Origin of the sequence: Streptococcus sp. HJ1 (assembly GCF_052399005.1) — a bacterium.
In the GTDB taxonomy this organism is placed as follows: domain Bacteria; phylum Bacillota; class Bacilli; order Lactobacillales; family Streptococcaceae; genus Streptococcus.
On record NZ_CP199005.1, the window covers coordinates 1,459,449 to 1,471,860 of the forward strand.

At 40.6% G+C, this 12,412-nt stretch carries 13 protein-coding genes; 1 reads left to right on the forward strand and 12 read right to left on the reverse strand.

Annotated elements, in window-relative coordinates; all coding sequences use genetic code 11:
- Positions 1–5: 5 nt before the first annotated feature.
- Entirely contained in the window at positions 6–1,964 is a 1,959-nt protein-coding gene (locus ACT17O_RS07435; protein WP_444817353.1) for a peptide ABC transporter substrate-binding protein, read from the reverse strand.
- A 201-nt stretch (positions 1,965–2,165) separates the two neighbouring features.
- Entirely contained in the window at positions 2,166–3,788 is a 1,623-nt protein-coding gene (locus ACT17O_RS07440) for a putative polysaccharide biosynthesis protein (protein ID WP_444817354.1), read from the reverse strand.
- A gap of 105 nt (positions 3,789–3,893) precedes the next feature.
- Here ACT17O_RS07440 and ACT17O_RS07445 point away from each other — a divergent pair, with 105 nt between their 5' ends.
- The gene (locus ACT17O_RS07445) at positions 3,894–5,339 is read left to right on the forward strand and encodes a UDP-N-acetylmuramoyl-L-alanyl-D-glutamate--L-lysine ligase (protein WP_444817355.1); all 1,446 of its coding nucleotides are present in this window, start codon (positions 3,894–3,896) and stop codon (positions 5,337–5,339) included.
- A 33-nt stretch (positions 5,340–5,372) separates the two neighbouring features.
- Here ACT17O_RS07445 and ACT17O_RS07450 read toward each other — a convergent pair whose 3' ends face one another.
- The 10 genes from ACT17O_RS07450 to ACT17O_RS07495 all read right to left on the reverse strand — a co-directional run bounded on the left by ACT17O_RS07450 (position 5,373) and on the right by ACT17O_RS07495 (position 12,409).
- Positions 5,373–5,573 carry a CsbD family protein gene (locus ACT17O_RS07450; protein WP_000051179.1) on the reverse strand — a complete coding sequence of 67 codons (201 nt, stop codon included), beginning with the start codon at positions 5,571–5,573 and terminating at the stop codon, positions 5,373–5,375.
- Positions 5,574–5,674: 101 nt separating this feature from the next.
- Positions 5,675–6,325, reverse strand: a complete 651-nt coding sequence (locus ACT17O_RS07455; protein WP_444817356.1) for a DUF1803 domain-containing protein — start codon at positions 6,323–6,325, stop codon at positions 5,675–5,677.
- Positions 6,309–6,821, reverse strand: coding sequence for a YiiX/YebB-like N1pC/P60 family cysteine hydrolase (locus ACT17O_RS07460; RefSeq protein WP_444817357.1), 513 nt, complete (start codon positions 6,819–6,821; stop codon positions 6,309–6,311). Before ACT17O_RS07460 ends, ACT17O_RS07455 begins: the two co-directional genes overlap by 17 nt.
- A 122-nt stretch (positions 6,822–6,943) precedes the next feature.
- On the reverse strand, positions 6,944–7,270 hold the full coding sequence (locus ACT17O_RS07465) for a DUF2568 domain-containing protein (RefSeq protein WP_180833378.1): 327 nt from the start codon (positions 7,268–7,270) through the stop codon (positions 6,944–6,946).
- Between the two features lie 53 nt (positions 7,271–7,323).
- Positions 7,324–8,259 carry a manganese-dependent inorganic pyrophosphatase gene (locus ACT17O_RS07470; RefSeq protein WP_444817358.1) on the reverse strand — a complete coding sequence of 312 codons (936 nt, stop codon included), beginning with the start codon at positions 8,257–8,259 and terminating at the stop codon, positions 7,324–7,326.
- An 85-nt stretch (positions 8,260–8,344) separates the two neighbouring features.
- Positions 8,345–8,629 (reverse strand): GIY-YIG nuclease family protein, encoded by a 285-nt coding sequence (locus tag ACT17O_RS07475; protein WP_268704997.1) that lies wholly within the window; start codon positions 8,627–8,629, stop codon positions 8,345–8,347.
- Positions 8,619–9,368 carry a tRNA1(Val) (adenine(37)-N6)-methyltransferase gene (locus ACT17O_RS07480; RefSeq protein WP_000657018.1) on the reverse strand — a complete coding sequence of 250 codons (750 nt, stop codon included), beginning with the start codon at positions 9,366–9,368 and terminating at the stop codon, positions 8,619–8,621. Before ACT17O_RS07480 ends, ACT17O_RS07475 begins: the two co-directional genes overlap by 11 nt.
- Before the next feature lie 53 nt (positions 9,369–9,421).
- On the reverse strand, positions 9,422–9,781 hold the full coding sequence (locus ACT17O_RS07485) for a S1 RNA-binding domain-containing protein (protein WP_000689618.1): 360 nt from the start codon (positions 9,779–9,781) through the stop codon (positions 9,422–9,424).
- Between the two features lies 1 nt (position 9,782).
- On the reverse strand, positions 9,783–11,183 hold the full coding sequence (locus ACT17O_RS07490) for a bifunctional Cof-type HAD-IIB family hydrolase/peptidylprolyl isomerase (protein ID WP_444817359.1): 1,401 nt from the start codon (positions 11,181–11,183) through the stop codon (positions 9,783–9,785).
- Positions 11,184–11,305: 122 nt separating this feature from the next.
- Positions 11,306–12,409: a glycosyl hydrolase family 8 gene (locus ACT17O_RS07495; RefSeq protein ID WP_254726095.1), complete on the reverse strand. Its 1,104-nt coding sequence runs from the start codon at positions 12,407–12,409 to the stop codon at positions 11,306–11,308.
- Positions 12,410–12,412: the final 3 nt, after the last annotated feature.

Genomic DNA, 12,412 nt, shown 5'->3' on the forward strand with positions numbered 1-12,412 from the left:
ACTGGTTATTTAACGTGTTTTGCCAGTTCTTCTTGGGCTTTTTTATTTGATTCTTCTTTTTCTTTTAGCCATTTTTCTTTAGCTTTTTCATACTCATCAGCCGTTACAGTCTTATCTTGCAACTTGAGATACTTGTATGATTCGACACCCTTATTTCCAGCTTGTGAGAATGGTGATGAGAATGGAACTGTCTTTCTCAAGGTCGGTGTTCCACCTTGAGAAACGTTTGGAATAGCAAGGGCGCTATCAACGAGCCAAGCTTGAACTTCAGCATATTTTTCATAACGTTTTGCTGGTTCTTGCTCCTTGTTCGCTTCTTCTAACATTTGAGTGTAAGTATCCAGACCAACTGCCTTAGCCTTGTCATTGACCTCACCTGGTTCTAGACCAAGGTTTTGCAACATACCACCGTTATTGACATTTAGGATATCTAGATAGCTTGATGGGTCCAAGTAGTCCGCACTCCAACCGCCATTATAGATATCAAAGTCTTTTTGAGCTGCAGTTTGAGCGAGGTAGCTAGAGTTGTTAAACTCATCTGTTGATATCTGTTGGATATCGATAACCACATTCTCAGCTCCTAGAACAGATTCGATGGATTGTTTCAAAGAACTTGCTTCAAGTACACCTTTTTTAGCTGATTGGTCAACTGATACATCCAAGTGGATTGGGAATTGCACACCCTTAGCTTCCAATTCTTTCTTAGCTTCCGCAAATTTAGCCTTAGCTTTATCAGGATTGTAGTATGGGTCTTGCGCGTCCGCAAAGTTGATTCCTTGCCATTCTTGGCCATAGTTGACCATCTTTTCTGAAACAACATCGCCAAAGTCTTTTCCGTTGATACTTACAAATGTTGGAGGTACAACCAAGTTACGAATAATCTTCGTTGCTCCGTCCTCCCCTTGAGATTGTGCTCCATAGGCAGTACGGTTATAAGCATAGTTGAAGGCTTGACGGAAGTTTTTATTCAGAACTGCTTCTTGGGTTGATTTCTTTTCGATATCTGATGACTTAGAAGTGAAGTTATAAGACTTTCTGTCCAAGTTGAAGTTCAAGTAATAAGAAGTTGCATTTTGCATACTATAGATGATGTTATCCTTGTTCTTCTCTTTAATGCCTTCAAAGCTTGAGCTATTTGGATAGAGACGCGCGTAGCTATAGACTCCTTCTACAAAGTTACGTGCTAGTGCATCTTGGTCACTACCATCATAATAGGCCAATTTCACATCATCCACAAAGACATTTTTTTCATCCCAGTAGTTGGGATTTTTCTTGAATTCGATAACAGATTTTGAAACAAAAGATTTCATTAAGAAAGGTCCATTGTACAAAATACTAGAAGGGTCTACCTTACCAAAGTCATCCCCTTTTGATTTCAGGAAATCTGCATTGACAGGGAAGAGAATGGTTGAAGTTGTTTTAGAATTCCAATAAGATTCTGGACGTGTCAAAGTGTACTGAACTGTTTGGTCGTCGATTGCCTTAACACCAACAGTTGAAAAGTCAGTTGTTTTCCCGTTGATATAGTCATCCAAACCTGCTACAGAGTCTTGAACCAGGTACAAGGCTTCGGATTTTTTATCAGCAGCATATTTCAAACCTGTCACAAAGTCTTGGGCCGTTACAGGGGCGTATTCTTCACCCTCATAAGTATACCATTTTGCATCCTTACGCAATTTGTAAGTATAGGTCAAACCGTCCTGAGAAACAGTCCAATCCTCTGCCAATGATGGAACATAGTTACCGTATTGGTCATTTTCCATCAACCCATCCACCAAATTGGTCACGATGTCATTGGTTGTTGCACGGTTTTCTGCAAGATAGTTCAAACTAGATGGATCGTTCGAATAAACATAGTTATATGTTTTAGTAGCGCTACTTGAATTTCCACATGCGCTCAGTAAGATACCTGCGCTTAACACGACACTTGCAAGTGTCAGATACTTGGCCTTAGACTTTTTCATTTCAAGAACCTCCTGTTTAAAAGTTTTGTCTTATTATACAGCTTTAGTTTTATTTAGTCAAGTAATTTCTGAAGAAAAACTTAAAAAACATATTTTTTGCTCTTAATTTTAGAAAAAGTTCTCTTTTTTTAAGAAAAATGTAGTATAAAAACCTTTCTGTTAAAGAAAGATTAAATTCATTACTTTTATTTATAAATATTTTTACGATATTTTCAATCGTGTACGTAGCCGATCTGCTTGAGCTTTGCCGATTATCTTGTCCAAGAGTCGTGTCCGTAGGCTCATCAAACCATAAAGACCTCCTCCAAGCCCTCCGATGAGAGCCACATAAAGGAAACTCCAGAAACGTCCACTTGGTTGGAAAACAAAACCGATTATCCACTGCAAGAAGCCAACTAGGATAAACATGACAAGGGTCAAGATGGTAATCAAAATGGTTCTCTTCAAGATAATCTTTCGACGAGCACCCGTTACCTGGCAGATGTCACGGTACATCAGGACATTCGGAATAATCAAGCCGATAGTCGTTGAAATCAAGGGACCGTAACTATGGAAAATAGCAATGGTTGGCAGTTGCAAGACGATCTTAGCAATGGAACCATAGATGAAGTAAAGAACTGCCTTGCGGTTTCGGAACATAGCCTGAAGCATGGGAGACAAGACCATATACAATCCTAGGATAGTAGACTGCAAAACTGCAAAGACAAATAAACCCATAGCCAGACTATCTGGCTTACCATAAAAGACTGTATAGAGCGGTTCTCCTACCATGACAACTCCGACCGTTGCTGGCAGTAGAAATAAGAAGAGCATAGTGAGGCTATCTTGGACTAGGCGAGCCGCTGCCTGCAAGTCACCTTTCACATAGTTTTCAGTCAACAGCGGCAAGCCGACACTCCCAATCGAAACTCCCACAGAGATTAAAATCATGGTAATTTTATTCGGATTGGCAGAGAAATAAGAAAACATGACAACCAAGTCTTCATTGCTATAGTTGGTAAACCACTTCATACTATTGATAAAGGTCATTTGGTCTAAAATCTGGAAGAGCTGAATGGCTGATCCTGTTAGGATAAAGGGAATGGCTTCCTTGATAGTATCGACTAAGAGTCGCTTACTATTGATCTTATCCCGTGTTTCAAAGACTCTTTTGAGCAAACCTTCTTGGGCAAGGAAGTAGATCAAAACTGCAAAACTTGCCACCATCCCCACAAAGGCCGCAAAGGTCGATTGGGTAACGGCTGATAGGTAGTCACCAGAACCCATCTTCATAATGAAGAAGGTTGCCATCAACATCCAGATAACACGGATCACCTGCTCAGCGATTTGACTCATAGCATAGGGTTTCAGATTGTTCATCCCTTGGAAGAAGCCCCGGATGACACTCATAGATGGGAAAATCAAGACCGCCCAAGCCAAACTCTGCATGATGGGAATCAGGTCTTTCCCCACACCTGACAAGTCTGCTAACCAGGGAGAAAAGAGATACAAGACCAAAGCAAAGACTAAGCCCAAGCCCGTCATAAAGCTTAGGAAACTCCGAATCAAGGCAAAGCTATGCTCTTCTTCTCGCATGGTATTGTACTTAGCCACTTGTTTGGCAACCGCAACAGGTATACCTGCTGTTGAAATCAGCAAGAACCAGGCGTAAATATTGTAGCCCATAGTAAAGAGTCCATTGGCCTTGGCAGCATAGGTCCCCATCCAGATATACCAGGGAATAATGTAGATAGCACCAAGGAGGCGACTAATAAAGTTACTAGCTGTTAGCCAAGCAGTCCCTCGCAACATCTGGGCTTGCTGGTGATTGTTTTCGTTAGACATAGCTTCCTCATTCAATTTTGATAACTAGGAAAAGTTCCTTATCTTCCATTATAAACTTTTCCTTGTTACTTGTAAAATTCAGACTTGAAGTTTATAATAGAAAGTATGATTAAGATTGAAACCGTATTAGATATTTTAAAGAAGGATGGCCTTTTTCGCGAGATTATTGACCAAGGACATTACCACTACAACTACAGTGATGTTTTTTTTGATAACATCAGTTATGACAGCAGAAAAGTAAAAGAAGGGACTCTTTTTTTTGCAAAAGGTGCTGCCTTTAAAAAAGAATATCTACTCTCAGCTATCTCGCAGGGGTTAGGTTGGTATGTAGCTGAAATGGACTACGAGGTCGGTATTCCTGTTATTGTCGTGAACGACATTAAGAAAGCCATGAGTTTGATCGCAATGGAATTTTATGGAAATCCCCAAGAGAAACTCAAAATTCTCGCTTTCACAGGGACCAAAGGAAAGACAACAGCAGCTTACTTTGCTTACCACATCCTATCTCAACGCTACCCAACAGCTCTCTTGTCAACTATGAACACAACTCTGGATGGCGAGACCTTCTTTAAATCTTCCTTCTCAACACCTGAAAATATCGATCTTTTCGATATGATGGCTCAGGCTGTTAAGAATGGTCGAACCCATCTTGTAATGGAAGTCTCTAGCCAAGCCTATCTTGTTCATCGAGTCTATGGCCTGACCTTTGATGTAGGTGTCTTTCTTAACATCACTCCTGACCATATCGGTCCGATTGAGCATCCTAGCTTTGAAGACTACTTCTATCACAAACGTCTCTTGATGAAAAATAGCCGAGCAGTTGTCATTAATAGCGACATGGACCACTTTTCTGTATTGAAAGAACAAGTAGAAAATCAAGAACATGACTTCTATGGTAGCCAGTCAAGTAACCAACTCGAGAACTCCAAAGCCTTTAGCTTTTCAGCTACAGGTAAACTCGCTGGTGATTATGATATCCAACTCATCGGCCACTTCAATCAAGAAAATGCAGTTGCTGCAGGACTTGCCTGTCTTCGTCTAGGTGCCAGTCTGGAGGACATCAAAAAAGGGATCGCTGCAACCCGCGTTCCTGGACGTATGGAAGTTCTCACTCAGAAAAATGGAGCTAAGGTCTTCATCGACTATGCCCACAATGGTGATAGTCTGAAAAAACTGATTTCTGTTGTTGAAACCCATCAAACTGGAAAGATTGCCCTGGTTCTCGGTTCGACTGGAAACAAGGGCGAAAGCCGTCGTAAGGATTTTGGTCTTCTCCTCGATCAACATCCTGAAATTCAAGTCTTTCTAACTGCGGATGACCCCAACTATGAAGATCCAATGGCCATTGCTGAAGAAATCAGCAGCTATATCAGTCATCCTGTTGAAAAGATTGCCGATCGTGAACAAGCCATCAAGGCCGCGATGGCCATCACAAATCAAGAACTCGATGCCGTGATTATTGCTGGTAAGGGAGCTGATTGTTACCAAATCGTCCAAGGAAAGAAAGAAGACTATCCTGGAGACGCAGCTATCGCAGAACGTTATCTATAAAAAAAATCAAGGGAAACATTCCCTTGATTTTTTTTAGTCTTCTTTTTTAAATGAATTTTTAAGACCTTCAACGGCACCTTCTACAGCGCCTTTAGCATCTTCAACAACTTCTTTTGCTTTGGCAACTGTTTTTTCTACAGTGCCTTCTGCTTCTGTCTTGCTATCGCCAGTAACTTTACCAAATCCTTCTTTGATAGCACCAGTTGCTTGATCCAATTTATTTTCAAGTGACATAGCTCTGTCTCCTTTGCTTTTAATACGATAAACGTTATCGCTTACATTTAGTTTATGCTTATTCTTTAGTAAAGTCAAACAATCTGCTCAAAATGAAGCAATTAAAGTAAATAGAAAGTCAACCGTTCCTTGTCAAACTCAACAGCCAACTCATACTTCCCTTCTTCATTTTGAACAATATAGCCTAGGACGACCAAACTATCCACAAAGATATCACGGCGTTTCTGCATCAGTTGATCTTTTTTGAGGAATTTTAACAAAAAAGTCGTCATATATTTGAGGGCATACTCAGGGTTAACATCTCCTAAAATATCATAGAGTTTCTGCTGTTTTTCTGTCAAAGGATATTGGTGCTTGACCTTGTAGAAATAGTTGGATAGGGTCATCTTTTCTCTTGCAAAGTCCGTACCTTCGACTAAAATGGCAGCATTGGTTTGATTGCGCAATTCTGTCTCAAAAGTCTTTTTCAGCAAAGCTTGATAGACTGGACTATCCTCTCTGACAAAAATCTCTTGGTCAAGGGCCAGACTGTCTATTGATTCTAGAAAAGGGAGATTAAGGGAATAACGTTTGTTTTCCCTTCGGATCAAACCTGCCTTTATATACTCTTCCATGAGTTTATCAACTGCCACATCTGGAAACTGGGCCTTGATTTCTCGAAGGATCACATCGTCATGCTGGTCCAGATAGTCCACCAAATCTATAAAAAATGGCTGTTGAGTCAAACGGGAGGGATTAAAAATCTGAATCATAAAGATTCCTTTCTTTACATTCTAAAAGAGGGGATGCTGCTAGTTGACTAGGATTGGTCCCTGGTTGATTCAGGGGCACAGGAAGTTCGAGTTTCCTGTAATAGTCCCTCCAAAAATCACTGATCTCCTGCTCCCCGTCCCCAAATTTCATGGGAATAGTTTCAAAAATCGGTAGGATTTCAGCAATATACTGGGAGCAATAAAAGCCAGAACCATCTGGATAAAAAGAGGCATTATAGGGTGCACCCAAATGTTTGCTAGCTCTCTCCTTCACCAAGTCAACTTCCATCTCTGGATAGACATAAAGGTCGTAGAGATGAGTCTGTTCAAAAAAATCAGCTGGTTCTTGACAGATGACACCTGCTTGCCCACTAGCATGGTAGATCAAACCGTCCAAAAAGATGGCTACATGACTATAGTTCCCCGTAGAAGCCTGGATGGCCTGCCCCATATCTGAAAGGTCCTTCACAAAAATCAAATCGCCATTTTCTAACATCTTTCTCTCCTAGAAAAAAAGGAGCCGAAACCCCTTTAGATATAAGGAAAACACTGTTTTCTCGTGTCAATCTCCAGTCAAATAATTACCATTTAAATAATTCATTAACTATATTATAAGAATCACTCTAGCTGAAAATAATAAAGCAGACCCAAACTTCCAAAAGACAGAACTAAGTATAGGATTCCTATTTGTAATCCATACAAATACCAAAAACTACCACTAACTAAAATAAAAATCGATATCTCAGCAACAAGTCGATGCCATTTTTTAAAAGCATGTGGAGATTTTGGTGCCATATATCGTGCCCAAAATAAGATTAATAGAACTGCTAGAAGAAAAAATAGGAATTTTTCCAGCCAAGAAATTTGTATCACAGACACGGAGAAAAGACCAAGGATTGCCACAACCTCAACCAAAAAGCGCAGTCCTTCAATCAATCGCATCATGCTATCACCTTCTATAAATAGTCAAATTAACAGTCTCAAATATTCTTTAAATATTACCCATTAAAACTCTCAGTCAACTGAGGCACCACTTGTTTCTTACGTGAAACGGCACCTGGAAGGAAAGCGTGGTTGTTTTCAAGTTTAAAGTTAAAGGCTGATTCTACCTTGTCCATGTTTGATCCAAGAGCAAGGATTTCTGAGTTTGAGTTAACGATATCTGTAATCATCAAAACAAAGTCAGTGTAGCCGTTTGCTGTATTGGCAGTTTGCATTGCAGCTTCAATTTCAGCTTGGCGTTCCAAGACTTCAGCAATATCCACTGTATTAACCTGAGCAACACGAACCTTATTGCCGTTGAGTTCAAAAGTCTTAGCATCGATGTCAATCAATTCTTCAGCAGATTTACTAGCCAAGTTTGTACCAGCTTTCAGCATAGCAAGACCGTACTCTTCCAAGTTGACACCTGCTAATTCTGCCAATTCAGGAGCAATGACTTTATCGGTTGGGTGTGTTGTTGGTGATTTCAAAAGAAGAGTATCTGAAATCAAACCTGAAAGCATCAAACCTGCGATTTCTTTAGGAACAGCTACACCATGCTCTTTGAACATGCGGTAAACGATAGAAGACGCTGATCCAACTGGTTCCAAGCGCATGTAAAGTGGGCTGGCAGTTTCAAAATTAGCCACACGGTGGTGATCCACAACTCCGTAAACTTCTACTTCAGCAATATCTGACACTGATTGTTGGAATTCATTGTGGTCAGTCAAGATGACTTGTTCTGCACCTTCTGCTTTAGCAGATGTGATGACGCGTGGTGCTTCTACACCAAAATAGTTCAAAACAAAAGCTGTTTCTTCATTAGGAGTTCCAAGTGCTACTGCTTCTGTGTCCAATCCATAAGCTTCTTTTGCAAGATAGGCAAAGGCTACAGATGACCCGATGGCATCTGAGTCTGGATTTTGGTGACCAAATACTAGAATCTTAGACATGATAATACCTCTTTAAATTTATTCATCTTATTGTAGCACTTTTTTCCTCTTTTGACAAAAGTAAGAGGAGTCAAAAGACTCCTCGTTAGATATCAATATGGTTGACTAGATTTTTCTCTTGATTTTCGGATAAAAATCGTTCTTTCTGTGGACGTTTCTTACGTTTAAGGAGAGCTTCTGCAGACATGGCTTCTTCTTTGCTGGTAAAACCCTCTACATAGATGAGTTTGACTGGCAAGCGAGCTCGGGTATACTTTGCTCCCTTACCACTATTATGAACGGCAAGGCGCCTCTTCACATCCGTTGTATAGCCCGTATAGTAAGACCCGTCGCGGCACTCCACCACGTACATATAGGCTTTATGATCCATAGTAAATCTCTTGAATTTCTGGTGTATAGGAACCATCATCATTGTGAACAATGAGTGGTGGTAAGACCTTAAAGCCACTGGTCGATCCATCCTTGATAGCTTCGATTAAGAGCATATTAGCCTCCTTCTCTCGTTTAGGATAGACAAATTGCAGGCGCTTAGGTGCCAAATTGTGGCGTTGAAGCATGTCCAAGATATCCAAGAGTCGATCAGGACGATGAACCATGGCCAAACGGCCATTAGACTTGAGAATACTCTGAGCACTACGGCAAATTTCTTTCAGGTTAGTCGTAATTTCGTGTCTGGCCAGAAGGTAGTGTTCACTTTCGTTCAGATTGGAATGCGGATCCACCTTAAAATAAGGCGGATTGCACAAAATCATATCCACCTTACTTCCCTGAATGTGGGCAGGCATATTTTTCAAATCATCACAGATGACCTGCATCTGCTCTTCCAAGCCATTTAACTGAACCGAACGCTCTGCCATATCCGCCAAGCGCTCCTGAATCTCTACAGATATTATCCGCGCCTGAGTACGTGAACTAGCAAAAAGTCCCACTGCACCATTTCCAGCACAAAAGTCCACAATTAACCCCCGTTTAGGGAAGCGAGGAAAGCGTGACAAGAGAACACTATCCACCGAATAGCTAAACACCTCTCTATTTTGAATGATCTTGATATCTGTCGAAAAGAGCTGGTTGATTCGCTCTCCTGGTTTTAATAATTGTTCTTCTTTCATACTTTTATTATAACAAATGATGTTAATATTACAAATGATTTAGATAATCGTATTTACGGTTTCTTTTTTAAATGCTCTAATGCTTCACGCGTCCAAACAGGCATCATTCGAGCAAGGGGCGCAAAACCGTGCTTGATTCGATCATTTGAAAAACGTCTCCGTCTTGGCAATTGATGTTTTTCTTCCTCCAAAGTACGGATAGAAAGACTAGCCTTCCCAGTGTATTCATCAAAATCCACCACCTGAACTTGGACTTCATCGCCAATTTTTAAAATGTCATAGATATTTTCAATAAATCCCGTCCGAATCTCCGAGATGTGAATCAGCCCTGTCACCCCTGTCTCTAACTCAACAAAGGCACCATAGGGCTGAATTCCTGTAATACGCCCAGTTAGCTTATCACCAATTTTCATTCTAGTCCTCAATTTCAATCGTTTCAATTACTACATCTTCAACTGGTTTGTCCATTGCACCAGTCTCAACAGCTGCAATGGCATCCAAGACTGCAAACGATTCTGCATCTACCAATTGCCCAAAAACAGTATGGCGACGGTCAAGGTGAGGAGTTCCACCTTGCTCGGCATAAATCTCAGCGATTGGTTCAGGCCAGCCACCACGCGCAATCTCTTTCTTAGAGTATGGCAAGTGTTGGTTTTGAACGATAAAGAACTGGCTACCATTGGTATTTGGACCAGCATTGGCCATAGAAAGGGCACCACGGATATTATAAAGTTCTTCAGAAAATTCATCTTCAAAAGAGTCACCGTAGATTGACTCACCACCCATACCAGTACCAGTTGGATCTCCACCTTGGATCATAAAGTCCTTGATAATACGGTGGAAAATCACACCATCATAGTAACCGTCTTTTGACAGAGCAACAAAGTTAGCCACTGTTTTAGGAGCATGTTCAGGGAAGAGCTTGATACGCAAGTCTCCGTGATTTGTCTTAATGGTCGCAAGAGGACCTTCTACTGTTTCAATTTCTACTTGTGGGAAATGCAATTCTTTTTCTACCATACCAAATCCTTCTAAGGCATTAAAAATGCCATCTTCTTCTACTGTTTTTGTAATATAATCTGCTTTTTCTTTGATTTTATCATGGGAAACACCCATAGCAATACTGATTCCAGCATAATCAAAGAGTTCCAAGTCATTGAGCCCATCTCCAAAGACCATGACATTCTCTGGTTTCAAGCCTAGATGTTCTACCACCTTGGCTACACCAGTTGCTTTGGATCCTGAAATCGGAACGATATCAGATGAATGTTCGTGCCAACGCACCATGCGAAGTTTATCCGATAAAGACTTTGGCAAGCGCAAGGCATCTCCTTTATCTTCAAAGGTCCACATCTGATAAATCTCTACTTTTTCATGGAAGTCAGGATCCACATCCAAGTTTGGATAAATCGGGTCAATAGCCTCACTGATCAGTTCTGTTCGCGTAGAGAGTTTGGCGTCATGACTACCAACCAAGCCATATTCAATTCCCTCTCGCTTAGTCCAAGAGATATACTCCTCAACATCTGACTTGTCAATCTGATGCTGATAAATGACCTGGCCTTTTTTATCTTCTATATAGGCCCCATTTAGGGTTACAAAAAAGTCCGGCTTGAGCTCACGAATCTCTGGAACAACACCGAAAATACCACGTCCAGAGGCGATTCCTGTTAAAATTCCTTTTTCACGCAACTGTTTAAAAACAGTAGGAATTGTAGCTGGAATAAAACCTGTCTTTGACGTACGCAAGGTATCATCGATATCAAAAAAGACGATTTTAATCTTCTTTGCCTTGTATTTTAATTTCGCATCCATCTCTCTACCTCTTTTCCATCACTCTTTCCATTATACCATAAAGCTGATGAAATTCCTTTTTTGAAAAAAGATGAAAATCCTATCAAAAAGAGAGCCAGTTAAACTAACCCTCTCTTTTCATTCTAGAACATCTCTAGAGCAATCATGGTAATCATCGTTGCATCATAGTAGTTGTCCAAAGGTAAATCTTGTGTGAAAATGTATTTATTTTGCTGAAGAAGTTTCAGATAGCCTTCTCCCTTGTCAGACGCATAGGTAATCGGGGCCAAGAAACTACCTGCCTGGTATTGATTGAGGGCAGTTCCATTCAAGTCATAACCAGCATAAATACGTTGCTCTTTCATAAAGAAATCCATCATCTTTTGAACGAGTTTTTGGCTTCTTTCATCCTGACTCTGTGACAAGTGATATGGCAAACGGCAAGCATTATAAGAATACGCTCCATCGTATTGAGATTCGATAGTGTTGGCATCAACAAGACGTGCCCCTGACTTCTCAGCCCAGATAAAGTCTGGCAAGAGACCCGTATCAGAATGAGAACTGATTTGCTCTAGTTGGCCAAGCATCTTATCCTTAACATCTAACCACTGTTTATTTCCAGTCAGGTCATAGAAAGACTGGAAATAGTGAGGAAGAGTATCAGACGTCCGCATCAAGTAATAATAATCAGAATCCTTATTTGCCCAGTTTCCTACTGTTAGCACTCCTGTCTCTTCATTGTAATTGTATCGAAGAATTTCTTCTAAGATTTTTTTAGCTTGTGTTTGGTATTCCTGCGCCTTATTCGGCCACTGCTTGGCAGCCTCAATCAAAGAATAAGCGATATAGAGATCACCATCGGTTGCATTTTGCTTCTCAACCGTTTCGCTACCATTTGTGATCACTTGCTTCCAAGACATCAACTGCGTTCCCTCGATACGATGATTTTGGTAATAGCGATAAAGATTCTCAAAATCTGCTTGTGTTGCTTGCCCTTTTTGGGCTGCTAAAACCGTTATGAGCATGCCATAACTTTGGGCTTCAGATAGAACTGTTGTCTCCTCCGAATCATTCGTCGTACGAACATAAGACTGATCGCCTTTTGTAACAAGGAACTGTTGGCTCCATTGGCTGTAAATTCGATTACGCATCTCGATTTTAGTCCTTCCTCTTGCTAAAAACAAGGCTAAACAAAAGATAGAAAGGATGAGCACAAACCAGACATATTTTAATTTATTCGTTTTCATAAA

Excerpts from the sequence above, each read along its gene's own strand:
- ACT17O_RS07485 (WP_000689618.1), bottom strand. The coding sequence starts at position 9,781 with ATGAAAATTGGTGATAAGCTAACTGGGCGTATTACAGGAATTCAGCCC.
- ACT17O_RS07440 (WP_444817354.1), bottom strand. The coding sequence starts at position 3,788 with ATGTCTAACGAAAACAATCACCAGCAAGCCCAGATGTTGCGAGGGACT.
- ACT17O_RS07465 (WP_180833378.1), bottom strand. The coding sequence starts at position 7,270 with ATGATGCGATTGATTGAAGGACTGCGCTTTTTGGTTGAGGTTGTGGCA.
- ACT17O_RS07435 (WP_444817353.1), bottom strand. The coding sequence starts at position 1,964 with ATGAAAAAGTCTAAGGCCAAGTATCTGACACTTGCAAGTGTCGTGTTA.
- ACT17O_RS07475 (WP_268704997.1), bottom strand. The coding sequence starts at position 8,629 with ATGGATCATAAAGCCTATATGTACGTGGTGGAGTGCCGCGACGGGTCT.
- ACT17O_RS07460 (WP_444817357.1), bottom strand. The coding sequence starts at position 6,821 with ATGTTAGAAAATGGCGATTTGATTTTTGTGAAGGACCTTTCAGATATG.
- ACT17O_RS07470 (WP_444817358.1), bottom strand. The coding sequence starts at position 8,259 with ATGTCTAAGATTCTAGTATTTGGTCACCAAAATCCAGACTCAGATGCC.
- ACT17O_RS07495 (WP_254726095.1), bottom strand. The coding sequence starts at position 12,409 with ATGAAAACGAATAAATTAAAATATGTCTGGTTTGTGCTCATCCTTTCT.
- ACT17O_RS07445 (WP_444817355.1), top strand. The coding sequence starts at position 3,894 with ATGATTAAGATTGAAACCGTATTAGATATTTTAAAGAAGGATGGCCTT.
- ACT17O_RS07455 (WP_444817356.1), bottom strand. The coding sequence starts at position 6,325 with ATGATTCAGATTTTTAATCCCTCCCGTTTGACTCAACAGCCATTTTTT.
- ACT17O_RS07490 (WP_444817359.1), bottom strand. The coding sequence starts at position 11,183 with ATGGATGCGAAATTAAAATACAAGGCAAAGAAGATTAAAATCGTCTTT.
- ACT17O_RS07480 (WP_000657018.1), bottom strand. The coding sequence starts at position 9,368 with ATGAAAGAAGAACAATTATTAAAACCAGGAGAGCGAATCAACCAGCTC.
- ACT17O_RS07450 (WP_000051179.1), bottom strand. The coding sequence starts at position 5,573 with ATGTCACTTGAAAATAAATTGGATCAAGCAACTGGTGCTATCAAAGAA.